Below are 17,470 nucleotides of genomic sequence, written 5' to 3'. Positions count from 1 at the left end.
CCCACCGCCACGCGGTCGCCGTCCTTGACCACCACTTCCTTCACGGTGCCTGCGCTGGGCGCCGGGACCTCGACGGTCGCCTTGTCGGTCTCGAGCTCGAGGATGCCCTGGTCGACGGCGAGCACATCGCCCACCTTCACGAGCACGCGCAGGACGTCGCCGCCCTTCACGTTCTCGCCGAGCGACGGGATGGTCACCTCGACGCGCCCGCCGCCGGCGCCTCCCGGGGCCGGCGGAGGCGGCACGGCCTTGCCCGTGGCCGGCGCCTGGTCCTGCGCATCGACGGCCGCGGCGGCCGCCTTGACCGGGGCGGCGTCCGCAGTGGCCTTCGCGGCGTCCGCGGCCGGGGCCGCCGCCTCACCACTCACCGTGAACACGACCTGCCCGACATTGACGCGATCGCCGTCCTTGACCTTGACCTCGGCCACGGTGCCCGCAAGCGTCGAGGGCACTTCCACGGTGGCCTTGTCGGTTTCCAGCTCCAGCACGGGCTGATCGACGGCAATGGTGTCGCCGGCCTTGATCAGCACCCGCAGGACATCCCCCGCCTTGATGTTCTCGCCCAGCGAGGGCAGCGTGAATTCGTTCGCCATGAGGATGCGGAGTCCTTACACCTTGGCCGGGTTGGGCTTGTCGGGGTTGATGCCGAGATCCTTGAAGGCCGCCTGCGCGACCTTCACGTCGATCTGCTTCTCGCGCGCCAGCAACGAGAGCGTCGCGGCCACGATGTGGCGGGCGTCGACCTCGAAGAAATCGCGCAGGGCCTCGCGGCTCTCGCTGCGGCCGAAGCCATCGGTGCCGAGCGCGATCATCGGCTGGTCGACATGGTGGTCGATGCCGCTCGGCAGGAGCTTCACGTAATCGGACGCCGCCACAACGACCCCCGGTGCGCCCTTCAGGCTCTTCGAGACCCACGACGCCTTCGGCGCCTCGCCCGGGTGCAGCATGTTCCAGCGGTCCACCGCCTGGCAGTCGCGCTGCAACTCGTTGTAGCTCGTCACGCTCCAGATGTCGGCGGCCACGCCGTACTTCTCGAGCATGGCGGCCGCGTCGATGACGCCAGGCAGGATGGCGCCGCTGCCGAGCAGCTGCGCGTGGGCCTTGGCCTTCTTCAGCGTCGAGGCCCGGAACTTGTACAGCCCCTTCAGGATGCCTTCCTCCACGCCCGACGGCATGGCCGGCATCTCGTAGTTGCCGTTCATCAGCGTCAGGTAGTAGAAGACCGCTTCCTTGTCGCGGTACATGCGACGGAGGCCGTCCTTGACGATGATGGCGATCTCGTAGGCGAACGCCGGATCGTAGGCGATGCAGTTGGGCACCGACGAGGCGATCAGGTGGCTGTGGCCATCCTGGTGCTGCAGGCCCTCACCGTTGAGCGTCGTGCGCCCGGCCGTGCCGCCGAGCAGGAAGCCGCGCGCCCGCATGTCGGCAGCCGCCCAGATCAGGTCGCCGACGCGCTGGAAGCCGAACATCGAGTAGTAGATGTAGAACGGAATCGTGTTGACGCCGTGGGTCGCGTAGGCGGTGCCGGCGGCGATGAACGACGACATCGAGCCGGCCTCGGTGATGCCTTCCTCGAGGATCTGGCCGTCCTTCGCTTCCTTGTAGTAGAGCAGTTGATCGCTGTCGATCGGGTCGTACAGCTGGCCGGTCGACGAGTAGATGCCGACCTGGCGGAACAGCGCCTCCATGCCGAACGTCCGCGCTTCGTCGGGCACGATCGGCACCACCAGCTTGCCGAACTCCTTGTCGCGCAGCATCTTGGTCAGCATGCGCACGAACGCCATCGTCGTCGAGATGGCGCGGCCGTCCGACCCGTTGAGGAACTCGGCGAAAGCCTCGTCGAGGCCCTCGAGCGACAGCGCGTCGGTCTCGGCGCGGCGCTGGGGCAGGTAGCCGCCCAGGTGCTCGCGACGCTGCCGGAGGTACGCCAGTTCCGCGCTCTCCTCGGCCGGCTTGTAGAACGGCGTCTTGACGACGTCGTCGTCGCTGAGGGGAATGTTGAAACGGGTGCGGAAGCTGAGCACTTCCTCTTCGTTGAGCTTCTTCTGCTGGTGCGTCGGGTTCTTGCCTTCGCCCGACTCCCCGAGCCCGTAGCCCTTGATGGTGCGGGCCAGCACCACGGTCGGCACGCCCTTGGTCTCCTGGGCGGCCTTGTAGGCGGCGTAGACCTTCTCGGGGTCGTGCCCGCCGAGCCGCAGCTTCTTCAGCTGGTCGTCGGAAAGATGCTTCACGAGCTCGAGCAGCTCGGGGTACTTGCCGAAGAAGTGCGACCGCATGTAGGCGCCATCGGACACCGACAGCCGCTGGTACTCGCCGTCGACGATCTCGCCCATGCGCTGGGCCAGGAGGCCCGACTTGTCGCGCGCGAGCAGGTCGTCCCACTCGGAGCCCCAGATGACCTTGATGACGTTCCAGCCGGCACCACGGAACGCGCCCTCGAGCTCCTGGATGATCGACCCGTTGCCGCGCACCGGACCGTCGAGTCGCTGCAGGTTGCAGTTGATGACGAAGACGAGGTTGTCGAGCTTCTCGCGCGACGCCAGCGTCAGCGCCCCGAGCGTCTCCGGCTCGTCGGTCTCGCCGTCGCCGAGGAACGCCCACACCGTGTTCTGGGTGGTCTTCTTCAGGCCGCGATTCTCGAGGTAACGCCAGAACCGCGCCTGGTAGATCGCCATGATCGGGCCGAGGCCCATCGAGACGGTCGGCACCTGCCAGAAATTCGGCATGAGCCACGGGTGCGGGTAGGACGACAACCCGCCGCCGTCGGCCAGTTCACGCCGGAAGTTCTCCAGATGGTGCTGGGTCAGTCGCCCCTCGAGGAACGCGCGCGAGTAGATGCCCGGCGACGCATGTCCCTGGAAGAACACCAGATCCCCACCGTCGGGATGGTCCGGCCCACGGAAGAAGTGGTTGAACCCCACCTCGTACAGGGTGGCCGACGACGCGAAGGTCGAGATGTGGCCGCCGATGCCGTCCGAGTTCTTGTTGGCGCGCACCACCATCGCCATCGCGTTCCAGCGCACGAGGCTCTTGATGCGGCGCTCGATCTCGCGGCTGCCCGGGAAGGGCGCCTGCTGGCCGGGGGCGATCGTGTTGATGTACGGCGTGTGCGCTGCGAATGGCAGCGGCACCCCCTTGTGTCGCGCGTACGACTCGAGCGCGTCCAGCAGTTGGGCGACGCGTTCGTGCCCACCGTGCTGGATGACCCATTCGAGCGAGTCGATCCACTCCTGGGTCTCGATGGCGGTGGTGTCCTGGACGTCCTGAGGGCCGTTGGTCATGAGAGTTCTGAGTCCTGTAGCCAGGCGGGCTGCGTCGGCAAAGTCCGCGTCCGGACGCGCCGGAGTATGAACAACGCTTTACATTATCATTCGCGACATCATGGGTACCAGCCGCCTCGCTCTCGCCCGCGCCACCCTCGGCCTGACCCTCGCGATCCTCGGCAGTTTCGGCCTCCTGGGGGCCGCCCGGCGGGCCGACGACGGTGCCACACAGCCCGCCCCGGCGGCGTCCCGGCCCTCGCTGACGGCCCTGGCGGCCCGGTTCGCCCCGGCCGACATCGGCGCCGATGTGGCGGCCCTGCCGGCCTCCGAGAAGACCGCGTTGCGGCACCTGATCGAGGCCGGGCGCGTCATCGATGGGCTGTTCCTGCGCCAGGTCTGGGCCGGGAGCCCGGCGATGCTGCTCCAGTTGCAGGGCGATACCTCCCCCGAAGGCCGGGCGCGTCTGCGCTACTTCCTGCTGAACAAGGGGCCCTGGTCGCGCCTCGACGGCGACGCGCCGTTCATCGCCGGCGTCGGGGACAAGCCCGGCGGCGCCAACTTCTACCCCGCCGGCGCCACCAAGCCCGAGATCGAGCAGTGGCTGGCCACGCTGCCGGCGGCGGACAAGGCCGCCGCCCTGGGTTTCTTCACGACCATTCGCCGGGGCTCGGACGGGCGCCTGCTCACCGTGCCCTACACGGTGGAGTACCAGGGCGAGCTGGCCCTGGCCGCGGCTCATCTGCGCGCTGCGGCGGCCGCCACCACGGACGCCACCCTGAAGACGTTCCTCACGTTGCGCGCCGACGCCTTCCTGAGCAACGACTACTACGCCTCCGACGTCGCGTGGATGGAGCTGGACGCCGCCATCGAGCCGACCATCGGCCCCTACGAGGTGTACGAGGACGCCTGGTTTGCCGCCAAGGCGGCGTTCGAGGCCTTCATCACGGTCCGCGACGACGCCGAGACCGCCAAGCTGGCGAAGTTCTCCAGCCAGCTCCAGGGGCTGGAGGACCGGCTGCCGATCGATCCCGCCCTCCGCAACCCGAAGCTCGGCGCCCTCTCGCCCATCCGCGTCGTCAACGTCGTCTACAGCGCGGGGGACGGCAACCGGGGCGTGCAGACGGCGGCGTTCAACCTGCCGAACGACGAGCGCGTGGCCGCCGAGAAGGGCACGAAGCGGACGATGCTCAAGAACACGCAGGAGGCGAAGTTCCGTCTGGTGCTGCAGCCGATCGCGAAGGTCGCCCTCGGTGCCGCCGATCAAGCCGGCGTGCAGTTCGATGCCTTCTTCACGCACATCCTCATGCACGAGCTGATGCACGGGCTCGGCCCGAACACCATCACGCTCGGCGGGCAGACGACCACGGTGCGGGCGCAGCTCAAGGAGACCTACTCGACGCTCGAGGAAGCCAAGGCGGACATCTCGGGCCTGTGGGCGCTGCAGACGCTGGTCGACGACGGTGTGATCGACAAGAGGCTCGCGGACACGATGTACACGACGTTCCTGGCGTCGACGTTCCGGTCGATCCGCTTCGGCACCTCGTCTGCGCATGGACGCGGCATCGCCATTCAGCTCAACACGCTGCTGGACGCCGGCGCGTTCGTCGTCAACCCGGACGGCACGTTCCGCGTCGAGCCGACGAAGATCCGCGCCGCGGTCAAGGCGCTGACCACGGAGATCATGACCGTGCAGGCCAGGGGCGACTACGCCGGCGCGAAGGCCCTGCTGGCGCGGGCGACGATTCGCCCGCAGGTGCAGACCGTGCTCGATCGGCTCGGCGCGGTGCCGGTGGACATCGAGCCGCGCTTCGTCACCGCCGAGCAGCTGATGAGGTAGCAGCGGGTCAGCGGGCGGTGCGTCGGCCTCGCGCAGACGCCTGCGGCGCGGCCGGTTCCGCGAGCCGGAAAACCACCACTCCGGCGCGGGACTCCTGCACGTGCGTGGGGACCCCCATCCCCACGCCGGTCACTCGCCTGCGCGTTGGTTTTCGTGACGCGTGACGGCTCGCTCCACAGGCCGTGCCTCCGGCGTCCCCGCAATGCCGACGTGGCGCTCGACAGGAGGGCCTGCTCTCCGAGCGCGGAGGCCACGCCGACGACGGCCCGCGAGCCGTCTGCTGTCAGAACGCGAGGGACACGAGCAGGCCCTGCCGCTTCGGGGTGAGCAGCGGCACCAGCCCCACCTCGGTGCGCTGTGGCGCGGATGTCGATCGGAAGATCTCGTGGTCGTCGCGGAACATGGCATCGATGCCGACGCCAATTCCCGCGCCGATCCCGCCGTAGAGGGCCCCGAGGAAGGGGACCCACCCCTTTTCGTTCTTGTTGTCCTCGGTTGCGGCGATGCCGCCGGCTATGCCGACCCCGCCGCCAACGGCCAGCCCGATCAGGGCACCGTTCCACAGGGAATCGCTCTTGCGCTGGCGAATGGACACGATATCGACCTCGGTCCAGGCACGGCGCCCGGATCGGCCCGACAGCGCGAGCAGGGAGGGCGACAGCGTCTGGATCTGCCCCTGGACCTCTCGCCCTTGCGCGTCGGTCACCGTGACCGTCTCGCCGGGCCTGACGAGGAGTTGGAGTTCGCGGAGGTTGCTGGCCACGCCCTGGGCCCGGGCCGTCGAGACGCTCGCCACCAGGGCCGTCCCAAGCAGGATGCCGCGTACGACGCTTCGCATGGTGTCCTCCGGTTCAGAACGCCAACGCCACGCGAACGCCGCCGCCATGGGGCGCCAGCAGGGGCTGCACACGCACCTGCGGGCCGGTGCCGCCGCGGCGGAACACGTCGTACTCGCGCGTGATCATCGCGTCGATGCCGACGCCGATGGCCACGCCCGCGCCGGCAAAGATCGCCGTCATCGCGACCGCATCGCCTCCGTCGATCCCGACGATGTCACCTTCTTCTCTAGCGAAGACGGCAAAGACGACGAGGGCCGAGCCCGCCCCGACCCCCAGCCCGATCAAGGCACCGTTGGCCAGCGAGTCCGGACGTCGTTGGCGGACGGCGACCACTTCTGCCTCTTCCCAACTCCGGCGGCGATCCGCAGTACCGAGCACGAGGCTCGATGCCGTGAACGACTCGACGCGTCCCTGAACGTTGTTGCCCCCGGCGTCGACCACGGTGACGGTCTCGCCCGGGCGCACCAGCAGCTGCAGGTCGCGCAGGGAAGTGGCTACGCCCTGAGCCTGGGCCATCGAGGCGCAGGACAGGACTGACGTCGTCAGCAGGATGCCACGGATGAAGTCCCGCATGAGGTCCTCCGCAGCCTCTGGCAAGCACAAATGGTGCCCGAACACGAGCAGGCAGGAGGCGGGCGAATGCCGCGGAGCAGGAGCGACAGCAGGCAAATCTCCCCAGCTGCCGGGAGTATCCCGTGCTGGTGTGCGAACATGCCGGCCGCACCGACCGGGATCGTCCCGAGCATCTCAGGAGGTCGTCCGTGAACCGTCGCGAACTGCTTCGTACCGCCCTCGCACCCGCGCTGCTGCCCGTGGTCAGGCAGGTCCCGCGCACGCCTCCTGCCACACCAGCCAGAAGCACGACGGTGGCCATCGTCGGCGAGGCGTTCCACATCAACGGGGCGCCCACCTACCCGGGCCGCACCTATCGCGGCCATCGCGTCGAGGGCCTGCTCATGAACTCGCGGATGGTGCAGGCGACGTTCGACGACCGCAACCCGGAGACACGCGCGCGATGGGCGTACCCCGACACCGGCGCCTGGGACGCCGAGCGCAACACGCGCGAGTTCCTCGCGGCGATGCCCGAGTGGCGGCGACACGGGTTGCTGTCGTTCACCATCAACCTGCAGGGTGGCAGTCCCGAGGGCTATTCGCAGGGGCAGCCCTGGCACAACAGCGCGTTCGAGGGCGACGGATCGCTGCGTGAGGACTACCTGGCCAGGCTGCGCCGCATCCTGAATGAGGCCGATCGGCTCGGCATGGTCGCGATCGTCGGCTACTTCTACTTCGGACAGGACCAGCGGTTACACGACGAGGCGGCGGTGCGCCGGGCCACGCGTGACGCGACGCGATGGCTGCTCGCCGGCGGCTGGCGTCACGTCATCGTCGAGGTGAACAACGAGTGCGACGTGAAGGCCTACGAGCACGACATCCTGCAGCCGGGTCGCGTGGCCGAGCTGATTGCGCTCGTGAGGGACATGCGACAGGACGGACGACGCCTGCTCGTGGGCACGAGCTTCGGCGGCGGCAGAGTCCCCACCCCTGACGTGGTCCGCGCCAGCGACGTGGTTCTGATCCACGGCAATGGGGTCAAGGACCCGGCGCGCATCGCCGCGATGGTGCGCGAGACGCGCGCGCTTCCCGGCTGGACGCCGAAGCCGATTGTCTTCAACGAGGACGACCACTTCGACTTCGAGCAGCCGTCCAACAACATGACGAGCGCGATTGCGTCGTATGCCTCGTGGGGCTACTTCGATCCCGGCGAGGGGAACTATCGCGACGGCTACCAGTGCCCGCCGGTGCAGTGGGGGATCAACACACCGCGCAAGCAGGCCTTCTTCGCCCAACTGCACGAGCTCGCGGGGGCCTGACGCCGCGGGAGCCGGCCATCAGAAGGCGACCCCCACGCGCACCCCGCCGCCCCGCGCGTGCAGCATCGGCTGCACGAACACCTGCGCGGCTGAGCCGCGCTTGCGGAAGATCTCGCGCTCCTTCGTGGTCAACGCGTCGAGGCCGACGCCGATGGCTGCACCGAGGCCGGCGCCCACCGCCACCGTGAAGAACCCCCAATCGGCGTCGGAGCCTTCGAGCGACGGTCCGGCAAGCACGGCCACGGCAGCGACGCCGGCGCCGACGCCGAGGCCGATCAACGTGCCGTTGCGGAGCGAATCCTGCCCGCGGTGACGAATGCGCACGACGTCGGCCTCTTGCCAGGCGCGCTCGCGCCCGCCGCCGCCAAGGACGAGTCGCGCGGGTGTGATCGCCGTGATGGATCCGGTCACCTCGCGGCCGGATGCATCCACGACGGTGACCGTCTGCCCGAGCTCGACGAGCGCCTGCAGTTCCGTGAACGATTCGGCCACGCCCTGCCCCCGGACGACCGACGCACAGCTCCAAAGCGCCATCGCGAGCACTACGACTCCTGCCTCTCGTCGCATGATGTCCTCCGTTGGTCAGAACACGACGGCGACGCGGATGCCCTGCGCCCGCGGCATGACGAGGGGCATGACGCGAAGGCTCGCCGTGGTCGCGCCGCCGGCCCGAAACACGACGACGTCGTCGCGCCACGCCGCATCGATGCCCATCCCAAGGCCGGCGCCGAGCGCGCCGAAGAGCAGGATGGCCAGCTCGTCGCCACCGCTGTCGTCGCTTGTCGTGAAGTTCGACGCCAGCGACGCCTGCCCGGCGGCCAACACGCCGACACCGGCGCCGACGCCCAAGCCAATCAGCGTGCCGTTGACGAGCGAGTCACGCTGTCGATGGCGGATCAGGCGCACGTCCCCTGCACGCCACTCCCTCGGCGTCCCATCGACGTCGATGGCCAACGACGAGGGGGACAGCGCGGTGATCCGCCCGCGCATGTCGCGCCCTTGCGCGTCGGTCACGATGACGGCGTCGCCCGGCTTCACCATCGACTGCAGGGACTCGAAAGCCGAGGCGACCTCCTGCGCCCGTGCCGTGAACGCGCAGGCCAGCAATCCGAGTGACAGCACGGCCGTGTGTATGGTGCGGATCATGATGACCTCTCACCTGGGTATTGGCAGGGCTGGCTCTCCCCCTCGACTTCGCTCGGGGCAAGCGAGCCGGCCGTCGCACATGTCTTTCATCGTCAGAACGCAATCGCGACGCGCAGTCCGCCCCCCTGTGGGTGCCAGAGTGGCTGCAGCCGCACCTGCGGGCCTCGGTCGGCGGGCCGGAAGACGTCGTACTCGCGGGTGATCAGCGCATCGATGCCAACGCCGATACCGGCGCCCACGCCCCCGTAGAAGGCGGCGGCGAGCCAGGCCCACTCCGGCTCGCCGTCCGTCCCGCCGCCGGCCAGCACCGCCACGCCGACGAGGCCGACGCCGACGCCAAGGCCGATGAGCGCGCCGTTGCCGAGTGAGTCCTGCCGGCGTTGCCGAATCGTGGCGACGTCGGTCGCCTGCCAGCTCCGGCCGGCGCCGGTGCCGAGTGCGAGCGTGTCGGCGCTGAGCAGCGTGATGCGTCCCTTCACCTCGCGGCCGGCGGTGTCGACCACCGTCACCGTCTGGCCCTCGCGCACCAGCAACCGCAGTTCGCTGAACGAGTGCGCTACGCCCTGTGCGGACAGCGACGACGCGCTACTGCAGAGCACCGCGGCCAGGACCGCCGCGCGCAAGTGGGTATGCATGGGAACCTCCCGTCAGCCGGAGTACAGCAAGGCTCGTACCTTCGCTCACCTGCGGGATTGCATGGGATCCCGCGCAATCGCGTAAGCATGTGGTGGCAAATCCGGGTGGCGAGGGAAGGATCCCGCAGGGTGCCCGTGCCCGGCACCCGTAGATCAATATGCGGTGATTGTGATGCGCAGGCCTCTTGCGGGCGCTGCCTGCCTGGGCGTATCGTGCCATCAGAGTTCGGGCGCTCCTTTCGATGAGGGCGCCAGACAGGGTCGACCGACATGACCGAGGGTGCTCCGCCGTTCGATTCATGGCACGACAGGCGCCGTCGTTGACACCAGTCGTGCCGAGGACCGACACCGCCAGGAAGGACACGTAGCCACCGCCACATGGGCCCAGCGCCCATCCGGCTTCTGCCGATTGCGGAACGAGACACGTGCCCATCCGACGGCCCTGCAGGGCGACGAGGGACTGTGAGGTGCTGATGACGCAGAACACGCCACCGGAAGTGACCCACGGGACACGCTGACGCGGACGCCGCGACACCGAGGCCCTGACGCCTCACCGGCACCTGCCGAACGCCCATGACCTCCGCGGCAGCGCGACCCCGGACGGATCGAAACCTTCTCACACACGGCCCGACGCCCTCGACAGGCGCCGGGCCGTTCTCGTGTGGGCCGCGCCGACGCACCCGGATCGGAGCACGGCGTGAGGCCGCCCCGGCAGGCCGCGTTAGGCGTTCTGCGGCAGCGATGGCAGAATGCGCGCCAACGTGACTCTGTCATCAGCTCTCTCGTGTGGTCTGATCGCCCTCCTCGCACTCGTCGCGGCTCCGCACGCCGGCGCGCAGCCGCAGGCCGACGTCATCCATCTGTTCAACGGCAAGGATCTGTCCACCTTCTACACGTGGCTCGTCGACGACCGACGCAACGATCCCGATCGGGTGTTCACCGTCGTGGACCACGTGGACGGGGCCCCCGCCATCCGCATCAGCGGCCAGAAGTACGGCGGCATCACGACGCCAGACGAGTACGAGACCTACCGCCTCGTGGTGGAGTTCCGGTGGGGCACGGTGACGTGGAAGCCGCGGGCCCAGCGCGCGCGCGACAGCGGTGTGCTGATCCACTGCCAGGGCCCCGATGGCAACACCGGGCGCACCTTCAACGGGCCGTGGATGCGCTCGATCGAGGCGCAGATCATCGAGGGCGGCATCGGCGACTTCCTGATGGTGGGCGGTACCGGCACCGATGGCTCGCGACTCTGGCCGGAGATGACGGCGACGGCGTCGCAGGACCGTGACGCCGAGTGGGTCTACGACCCGGCGGGCACGCCGCGCACCTTCCGCAACGGCGATCGCATCAACTGGTCGGGACGCGACCCCGACTGGACCGACCGTCTCGGCTATCGCGGCGCGAAGGAGGTCGAGAAGCCGGCCGGCGAGTGGAACACCCTCGAGGTCATCGTCGAACGTGACCGGATCACGAACGTGCTCAACGGCGTGGTCGTCAACGTCGGCACCAACCCGACCTACACGCGCGGCAAGATCATGATCCAGTCGGAAGGCGCGGAGATGTTCGTGCGCCGCGTCGACATCTATCCCGGTGCCGCTCGCTGAGCAGCCGTGACGTCGACGGCTGTCAGCGCAGCCGGCCGCGCAAGGTGACGCCGACCTGTGCCGACACGCCCGGCATCGGATAGCCGGGCCGGTAGGCGTACGTCTCGTCGAAGAGGTTCTCCACGGCCACGAACAGATCGACAGCCCCCTGGCTGCGAGGGACCGTCCATGACGGACGGACGTTGACCACCGTGAAGCCGGCAACCCGTTCGGTGTTCGACGCGATCGGGCTCCGGGCGCGCGCCAGCACCGCCATCGACGACTGATGTTGCGCGTCGAGCGCAACACGGACTGGCCCGATCGCGCCGGTGAGCCCGGCGACGATCGACTGTGACGGCGCATACGGCAGTGCCACGGACGTGTCCAGCCACGTCAGGCCGAGAAAGGCCTGCCATCGACTGGCGAGGCGCTGCTGCAGCGAGGCTTCGACGCCGCGGACGACGTGCGCCCCGATGTTCGTGAACGTCGGGCGCGCCACGGCGGGCGGAAAGCCGAAGACGTAGCGACGATCGTTGCGATCGCGGAACACGGCGACGTCGAGCGACGTGGCCGCCACCGGCGCCCACGCCAGGCCGACCTCGACGTGCTGCTGCACTTCCGGCCGCAGTTGCCGCCAGGTCTCGCCGAGCGGCGGGATCAACGACGACAGCGCGGCGACCTCCTGGCCAGGGTAGCTGACGCCCCGGGCGTAGCGGACACGGACGGCCGCGGCCCGGGGCATGCGGACCACGACCCCGGCGTGCGGGGCCGACGTCGACGCGAACACGGAGTGCTCGTACACGCGCAGCCCCACGGAGGGCTGCAGACTCCAGCCCCTGGCCACGTCGACGACCTGCGTGAGGGCGAGGTGCGGCGAGGTGAGCGTCAGGCGCTCGGCCGTGAAGCGCGTGCGCGGGGCCGGTTGGACACGGTCGAACTGCACGCCGCCGTCGATCGTGTCCAGGTCGAGGCCGCCAGCGAGGACGGCCCCGGTCCACGGTCGCACCTGCTCGCGCCAGCGCACACCGGCGAGGGCGAAGCGGGTCAGCGTGTCGCCATCGGGCGCCGGTTGTCCGCGCCAGTCCCCTTCTCCGCGATTGGTGTAGACCTGCAGCGTGCCGGCGGCCCGGTCATGCGCGTGCGCCACCGTCGCGGTGCCGAGCGTGCCCTGCGTGCCGAACTGGCCGGTCCGCGTGGCGGGCTGCCCGATCAGCCCCGGGTCGCGCGCGATGTTGTCGGCGTGGAGGACCGCGGCGGCCATCGACCATCCGCGCCCAAGGCGGTAGCCGACACGCCCCGACACACTCGCCAGACGCCCATCGGCGTCGTCACGATGCCCGTTCGACCTCGCGAAGCCCTGCGACACGGCCACGTCCCACCGGCCCAGACGCCCGCTCGCCTCGGCCTGCTGCAGCAGTGTGGCGAAGGCCCCGGCACTGACGCGGAGACTGCCATCGAGCACGTCGAGTCCGGCGCGGCGCAGGCTCAGGTCGATGGCCGAGAACGCATTGCCGAAGCGCTGGGGCTGCGGGCCCTTGTGCACGTCGACGCTGGAGAGCGCACTGACGGGCAGCAGGTCCAGGAGCGGGTGGCCCCAGATGCCCATGTAGAAGGGCACGCCCTCGATGTAGGTCTTGATCTCGCTGCCCGGTCGACTCGAACCGGCCCCACGGACGAACACGGCGCCCCCCGACTCACCACCGAAGGCACCGACGGGATTGACGCGCGAGATGGTCACGCCGGGCGTGCGTCGCAACGCGGACGCGAGATCGACGGCGTTGAGTTGCTCGATCTGCGACGCCGACACCGACGTGCTGAGCGCCCCGAATCCGTCCACGGCGGTGCTCTCCACGAGCGGGGAGACGACGGTGACGCGTTCGGACACCGGCAGCGGGGACAGGACCACGCGCAGAGGAGCGGCCGGATCGGCGTCCATCGAGACCTGTGCCACCGCGAACCCGGGCCGCCGCACCACCACGACCATCGGTGACGGTGCCGACGGCACGACGCCGAGCGAGAACCGGCCATCCCTGTCGGTCAGCGTGACGCCGACGGGCGGAGCCCCGGCAGGTCCCACAGAGACACGCGCCTCGGCCACCGGAAGGTTGGCTTGATCGACGACGATGCCCGACACCGACCGGACCTGCGCCTGCACCGGATGCGACCAGCTCGCTACCACACACCACAGGACCCACACGCCCACCCACACGCTCTTGCTCATCCGTCGATTCGCTGTCCGATGCTCGAGTCAATCGCGCACATCGACCGTGCGCGCCGCCGAGCGACAGATGATTCTACGTGTCCTTCACCCTTCACCCTTCACCCTTCACCCTTCGCCCTTCGCCCTTCGCCCTTCAGCATTCAGCATTCCAGCATCTCGGCATGACGACCTGTCCCGTTCAGTCAGTGCCCCCTCTCCCCCAGATGCAGTCGTCGCCGGACGAGCAGGAAGTACGGCAGGGCCATCGCCGAGCAAGCCGCGGCCACCGTGAAGGCCGGTCGGAAGCCGTGACTCCTGACCAGCCAGCCGGTCGAGGCCGAGCCCACGCCGATGCCCGTGTCGAAGGCGGCCAGGATGGCGCCGAACGCCGCGCCGCGCCGCGCCATCGGGATCGATCCCATCACCAGGGCCGCGAATGACGGCCAGACGAGCCCGAAGCCGGCGCCGAAGACGAGGCCGGCGATGACGAAGTCGAGACGTCCTCGCGCCAGCGCGAGCCACGCCAGCCCACAGAACGGAAACAGCAGGCTCACCATCAGTACGCGCCCCGCGCCCCAGGCGTCGAGACGTCGCCCCACCAGCAGACGGCCGGCGATCACCGAGACGGCCATCGACGACAGGAAGGTACTGCGAGGAACGATGCCGATGGCATCGGCGAAGAGGGCCGAGAACGACGTCAGGCCGCCGTACCCGAACGAAATCAGCGACAGGCAGACGGCGAGCAGGATGACGCGCCACTCGATGCCGAAGCGGCGCAGCGGCATCGTCTCGATGGGCGCGCCGGCGGCGGCGGCCGCCTCCCGCTCGTCTGGCAGCATCCAGCCGACGCAGGTCATCAGCAGATTGAGCAGCGCCAGTTCGAGGCACAACACGCCCCAGCCGAAGCGATACACCCAGAATCCCAGCGACGGGGCGATACCGATGGCGAGAATGGACGCCATGCCCCAGTAGCCGAGCCCTTCCGCACGCCGGGCCGGCGGGATCGTCGAGGTGGCGTAGGCACTCGACGCGGCCATGAGGGCCGACCACACCACGCCGTGCGCGACGACGATCGTCAGCAGCAGACGGTTGTCCCGGACGGCGGCATAGCTTGCCGTGATCAGCGTGAGGAGCGCACCCGCACCGATGAGGGCGCGTCGGTGCCCGAGACGGTCGCAGAGCGGGCCGGTGAAGGGCGCGGCGACCGCACACGAGATGGTGAGCAGTCCGAGGAACCAGCCGGCCGAGGCCGGCGTGCCCCCGAGCGCGAGCATCCGGTAGGGCGCCACCGGCAGCAGTTGGAAGACCGAGATGAAGACCAGGAAGCTGAAGACGAACATGGTCAGGAATCTCGGCGTCACGAGCGGCGGCGTCATGTGCCACCAGTATCGCCGGCCTACGGCATGACGACCACCACCTTGCCGCGCGCGCGCCCCGCCTCGAGGTACCGGATGGCGTCGACGGCCTGCGCCAGTGGCACCGTGCGATCGATCTGCGACCGCAGCGTACCCGCGGCCAGCGCCTGCTGCAGGGACGCGAGGTCGGCCGGCGTCGCGTCCGCCACGAACGTCGTCATCGACGAGGCCCCGACCAGCGAGCGCAGGGCCATCGCCGCCACGCGCGGCAGCGGGCCGAGCCAGCGCTGCGTGTGCGGGCTCCCTCCGCCGATGCCGATGTAGCGCCCCTGCGGCGTGAGCAGGCTGCGCATCGCACCGAGGCCGTGATTGCCGACCGTATCGAAGATCACGTCGTAGCGATCGGGCAGACGCGTGACGTCGGTGGTGGTGTAGTCGATCACGCGGTCGGCGCCAAGGGCGCGGACCATGGCGAGATTGCGCGTGCTGCACACGCCGGTCACCTCGGCGCCCAGCACCTTGCCGAGCTGCACCGCGTAGGTGCCGACCCCACCCGAGGCCCCGTTGATGAGGACCCTCTGCCCGGGGCGCACCTGACCGTGATCCCGGAGCCCCTGCCATGCCGTGATGGCCGCCAGTGGCGCGGCGGCTGCCGCCTCGAACGACACCGACGCGGGCTTGGGCTGCAGGAGGCCGTCGGCGGGCACGACCACGAACTCGGCCAGCGCGCCCCGGCGCAGGCCGAACACCGCGTCGCCGACGGCGACGCGCGTCACACCACTCCCTGTCGCAGCGACCACGCCCGCGAAGTCGACGCCGACGCGGATGTCGGCGGGTTTCCGCAGTCCGCTCGCCAGTCGCATCACCCGCGGCACGCCGCGCATGTAGTGCCAGTCGAGGGGATTGACCGACGCGGCCCGCACCTGCACCAGGACCTCCCCGGCCCCAGGACTCGGCCGCGGGACGCGTGCGATGCGCAGCACCTCGGGGCCCCCATAGTCGCAGTGGACCACGGCCATCATCGGCGTCGGACCCGCGACCAACGGCCCCTGGTCACAGAGATTGCCGGAGCGCACGTAGGCGACGACGAACGCGGCCCCCAGCAGTACCACGCTCGCCACCAGGCCCCGGCGAAGCCACTGGCCACGCCGTCGACGTCCCGAGGCCACGCGGCGGGTCTGCCTGATGTCCATGTGAGCCGGAAGACGAGACTGCTGGCCCGCCAGTTCCACGGCCCCCCTCGCCCTCGCGGGTCCGCGCCACGGGCGTGCGCGCCAGACTGCCGGATTTCCGGCGTGAGTATCAGAATCGTCTGACAGACTCCGGAACGTCGGCGGTGCTAACGTGCGACGCTGAGAGGTCCACCATGACCAGTCGCACAGCCGTCGAAGGCGTGCTCGCGCGCGTCCGGCCATTTCTCGTCGCCGACGGCGGCGACATCCAGTTGGTGGCCGTGGACGGCGACGAGGTCCGCGTGCGGCTGCTCGGGGCCTGCGCCGACTGCCCGACCTCCCACATGACCCTGCACGTCGGTCTCGAGGCCGCGCTGCGTCGGCTGAGCCCGGCCCTTCGCATCATCCAGGTGGCGTGACATGTCCGCGCCCGACCGCGTGCCGTTCACCCTCGAGTCGATCGTGGTGGGACGCAATGCGCGGATGCGCGCCATCTTCCGCTATCTGTCACTGGTCGGCCCCGGGCAGGGCACGATGCTCGTCACCGGCGAGAGCGGTACCGGCAAGGAAGTCGTCGCCAACGCGCTGCACCTGCACAGTCCCCGCCGCGACAAGCCCTTCGTCGCCGTCTCGTGCGCCCAGTTCTCCGAAAGCCTGATCGAGTCCGAACTGTTCGGGCACGAGCGCGGCGCCTTCACGGGCGCCATGACCAGCCGCCCTGGGCGATTCGAGCGTGCCGACGGCGGCACGCTCTTTCTCGACGACATCGACGATGTGCCGCTGTCCATGCAGGTCAAGCTGCTGCGCGCCCTGCAGCAGCGCACCATCGAACGCCTCGGCGGCACCCGTCCGATTCCCGTCGACGTGCGCGTGGTGGCCGGCACGAAGCGTGACCTGCAGCAGCTGAGCGCGGCGGGGCGCTTCCGCGAGGATCTCTACTACCGCCTCAACGTGCTGTCGGTGACCCTGCCGCCGCTGCGGGAGCGCCGCGAGGACATCCCGCTCTACGTCGCGCACTTCCTCGACCGCTTCTTCGCGCGGCGCGGCGTGCCGCCGGTGCCGCTGTCGGCCGGCGTCGTGCAGGCCCTGACGTCGTACGACTGGCCGGGGAACGTGCGCGAACTGGAGAACGCCTGCGAGCGCATGGCCGAGAGCTGCACGTGCGGCCAGGTGCGCATCGGCTGCCTGGGCGCCACCGTGCTGTTCAACGAGCGCGGTCTCGCGCTGGGACCGCGCACAGACGCGTTTGGCACCGCCCTGGCCCCGGTGTGGGACGACCTCGCGGGCGGCCCGCTCGACGCCCCGTCGGACGAGGGCGTCGCCGCCGCCGACAGCCCACCTGTGGCCCCGACCCCGGGCCACCTCGGCGGGCTGTCGCTCGACGAGTATCTCCGGCGCGTCGAGGCCGAGTGCATTGCGTCGGCCCTGTCGGCCAGCGGTGGCAACAAGTCACGCGCGGCTCGCCTGCTCGGCATCAAGCGATCCACCCTCGGCGATCGCATCGTCCGCTGCGGGCTCGAACGGGCGGACGTGTAAGACCACGTCAACGGGACACACGGCGGCGTG

The 17,470-nt window shown here is 69.7% G+C and carries 15 protein-coding genes; 5 read left to right on the top strand and 10 right to left on the bottom strand.

Annotated elements, in window-relative coordinates; genetic code table 11:
• Together Q0C41_RS12610 and aceE are read right to left on the bottom strand one after the other, a co-directional pair.
• Nucleotides 1-593 (bottom strand): biotin/lipoyl-containing protein (locus tag Q0C41_RS12610; protein WP_291984133.1); only part of this gene is annotated, 593 nt, incomplete at its 3' end.
• A gap of 15 nt (nucleotides 594-608) precedes the next feature.
• On the bottom strand, nucleotides 609-3,284 hold the full coding sequence (aceE, locus tag Q0C41_RS12605; RefSeq protein WP_291984132.1) for a pyruvate dehydrogenase (acetyl-transferring), homodimeric type: 2,676 nt from the start codon (nucleotides 3,282-3,284) through the stop codon (nucleotides 609-611).
• 100 nt (nucleotides 3,285-3,384) lie between these two features.
• Between aceE and Q0C41_RS12600 the strand changes: the two genes are divergently transcribed.
• A complete protein-coding gene (locus Q0C41_RS12600) occupies nucleotides 3,385-5,103 on the top strand; it encodes a hypothetical protein (RefSeq protein WP_291984131.1) in 1,719 nt (572 codons plus the stop codon).
• A gap of 283 nt (nucleotides 5,104-5,386) precedes the next feature.
• On the opposite strand, the gene Q0C41_RS12595 is transcribed toward Q0C41_RS12600, so the two are convergent.
• Both Q0C41_RS12595 and Q0C41_RS12590 read right to left on the bottom strand, forming a co-directional pair.
• Nucleotides 5,387-5,941: a hypothetical protein gene (locus Q0C41_RS12595; protein WP_291984130.1), complete on the bottom strand. Its 555-nt coding sequence runs from the start codon at nucleotides 5,939-5,941 to the stop codon at nucleotides 5,387-5,389.
• Between the two features lie 13 nt (nucleotides 5,942-5,954).
• Entirely contained in the window at nucleotides 5,955-6,515 is a 561-nt protein-coding gene (locus Q0C41_RS12590) for a hypothetical protein (RefSeq protein ID WP_291984129.1), read from the bottom strand.
• Nucleotides 6,516-6,703: 188 nt separating this feature from the next.
• Here Q0C41_RS12590 and Q0C41_RS12585 point away from each other — a divergent pair, with 188 nt between their 5' ends.
• Nucleotides 6,704-7,813, top strand: coding sequence for a hypothetical protein (locus tag Q0C41_RS12585; RefSeq protein WP_291984128.1), 1,110 nt, complete (start codon nucleotides 6,704-6,706; stop codon nucleotides 7,811-7,813).
• 18 nt (nucleotides 7,814-7,831) lie between these two features.
• Here the strand turns inward: Q0C41_RS12585 and Q0C41_RS12580 are convergent, their stop codons facing one another.
• The 3 genes from Q0C41_RS12580 to Q0C41_RS12570 all read right to left on the bottom strand — a co-directional run bounded on the left by Q0C41_RS12580 (nucleotide 7,832) and on the right by Q0C41_RS12570 (nucleotide 9,594).
• Entirely contained in the window at nucleotides 7,832-8,380 is a 549-nt protein-coding gene (locus tag Q0C41_RS12580) for a hypothetical protein (RefSeq protein ID WP_291984127.1), read from the bottom strand.
• A 15-nt stretch (nucleotides 8,381-8,395) separates the two neighbouring features.
• Complete coding sequence (locus tag Q0C41_RS12575; protein ID WP_291984126.1) at nucleotides 8,396-8,959, bottom strand: hypothetical protein; 564 nt, start codon at nucleotides 8,957-8,959, stop codon at nucleotides 8,396-8,398.
• Between the two features lie 92 nt (nucleotides 8,960-9,051).
• Nucleotides 9,052-9,594 carry a hypothetical protein gene (locus Q0C41_RS12570; RefSeq protein WP_291984125.1) on the bottom strand — a complete coding sequence of 181 codons (543 nt, stop codon included), beginning with the start codon at nucleotides 9,592-9,594 and terminating at the stop codon, nucleotides 9,052-9,054.
• A 761-nt stretch (nucleotides 9,595-10,355) separates the two neighbouring features.
• On the opposite strand from Q0C41_RS12570, the gene Q0C41_RS12565 reads away from it, so the two are divergent.
• Entirely contained in the window at nucleotides 10,356-11,198 is an 843-nt protein-coding gene (locus Q0C41_RS12565; RefSeq protein ID WP_291984124.1) for a DUF1080 domain-containing protein, read from the top strand.
• A gap of 22 nt (nucleotides 11,199-11,220) precedes the next feature.
• Here Q0C41_RS12565 and Q0C41_RS12560 read toward each other — a convergent pair whose 3' ends face one another.
• The 3 genes from Q0C41_RS12560 to Q0C41_RS12550 form a co-directional block, all read right to left on the bottom strand.
• Nucleotides 11,221-13,398, bottom strand: a complete 2,178-nt coding sequence (locus tag Q0C41_RS12560; RefSeq protein ID WP_291984123.1) for a TonB-dependent receptor — start codon at nucleotides 13,396-13,398, stop codon at nucleotides 11,221-11,223.
• A 182-nt stretch (nucleotides 13,399-13,580) separates the two neighbouring features.
• Entirely contained in the window at nucleotides 13,581-14,753 is a 1,173-nt protein-coding gene (locus Q0C41_RS12555; protein ID WP_291984122.1) for an MFS transporter, read from the bottom strand.
• A gap of 20 nt (nucleotides 14,754-14,773) precedes the next feature.
• The gene (locus tag Q0C41_RS12550; RefSeq protein ID WP_367079210.1) at nucleotides 14,774-15,754 is read right to left on the bottom strand and encodes an NAD(P)-dependent alcohol dehydrogenase; all 981 of its coding nucleotides are present in this window, start codon (nucleotides 15,752-15,754) and stop codon (nucleotides 14,774-14,776) included.
• Between the two features lie 344 nt (nucleotides 15,755-16,098).
• On the opposite strand from Q0C41_RS12550, the gene Q0C41_RS12545 reads away from it, so the two are divergent.
• On the top strand, nucleotides 16,099-16,323 hold the full coding sequence (locus Q0C41_RS12545) for a NifU family protein (protein WP_291984120.1): 225 nt from the start codon (nucleotides 16,099-16,101) through the stop codon (nucleotides 16,321-16,323).
• Between the two features lies 1 nt (nucleotide 16,324).
• Nucleotides 16,325-17,440: a sigma-54 dependent transcriptional regulator gene (locus Q0C41_RS12540; RefSeq protein WP_291984119.1), complete on the top strand. Its 1,116-nt coding sequence runs from the start codon at nucleotides 16,325-16,327 to the stop codon at nucleotides 17,438-17,440.
• Nucleotides 17,441-17,470: the final 30 nt, after the last annotated feature.

It is taken from the genome of Luteitalea sp. (assembly GCF_022842525.1).
Taxonomy (GTDB): domain Bacteria; phylum Acidobacteriota; class Vicinamibacteria; order Vicinamibacterales; family Vicinamibacteraceae; genus Luteitalea.
This window is presented reverse-complemented; position numbering and strand designations above follow the sequence as displayed.

What these genes read in the sequence shown, in the direction of transcription:
- Q0C41_RS12590 (WP_291984129.1), bottom strand. Translation starts at nt 6,515, where the DNA reads ATGCGGGACTTCATCCGTGGCATCCTGCTGACGACGTCAGTCCTGTCC.
- aceE (WP_291984132.1), bottom strand. Translation starts at nt 3,284, where the DNA reads ATGACCAACGGCCCTCAGGACGTCCAGGACACCACCGCCATCGAGACC.
- Q0C41_RS12555 (WP_291984122.1), bottom strand. Translation starts at nt 14,753, where the DNA reads ATGACGCCGCCGCTCGTGACGCCGAGATTCCTGACCATGTTCGTCTTC.
- Q0C41_RS12600 (WP_291984131.1), top strand. Translation starts at nt 3,385, where the DNA reads ATGGGTACCAGCCGCCTCGCTCTCGCCCGCGCCACCCTCGGCCTGACC.
- Q0C41_RS12595 (WP_291984130.1), bottom strand. Translation starts at nt 5,941, where the DNA reads ATGCGAAGCGTCGTACGCGGCATCCTGCTTGGGACGGCCCTGGTGGCG.
- Q0C41_RS12545 (WP_291984120.1), top strand. Translation starts at nt 16,099, where the DNA reads ATGACCAGTCGCACAGCCGTCGAAGGCGTGCTCGCGCGCGTCCGGCCA.
- Q0C41_RS12550 (WP_367079210.1), bottom strand. Translation starts at nt 15,754, where the DNA reads ATGATGGCCGTGGTCCACTGCGACTATGGGGGCCCCGAGGTGCTGCGC.
- Q0C41_RS12540 (WP_291984119.1), top strand. Translation starts at nt 16,325, where the DNA reads ATGTCCGCGCCCGACCGCGTGCCGTTCACCCTCGAGTCGATCGTGGTG.
- Q0C41_RS12570 (WP_291984125.1), bottom strand. Translation starts at nt 9,594, where the DNA reads ATGCATACCCACTTGCGCGCGGCGGTCCTGGCCGCGGTGCTCTGCAGT.
- Q0C41_RS12560 (WP_291984123.1), bottom strand. Translation starts at nt 13,398, where the DNA reads ATGAGCAAGAGCGTGTGGGTGGGCGTGTGGGTCCTGTGGTGTGTGGTA.
- Q0C41_RS12580 (WP_291984127.1), bottom strand. Translation starts at nt 8,380, where the DNA reads ATGCGACGAGAGGCAGGAGTCGTAGTGCTCGCGATGGCGCTTTGGAGC.
- Q0C41_RS12575 (WP_291984126.1), bottom strand. Translation starts at nt 8,959, where the DNA reads ATGATCCGCACCATACACACGGCCGTGCTGTCACTCGGATTGCTGGCC.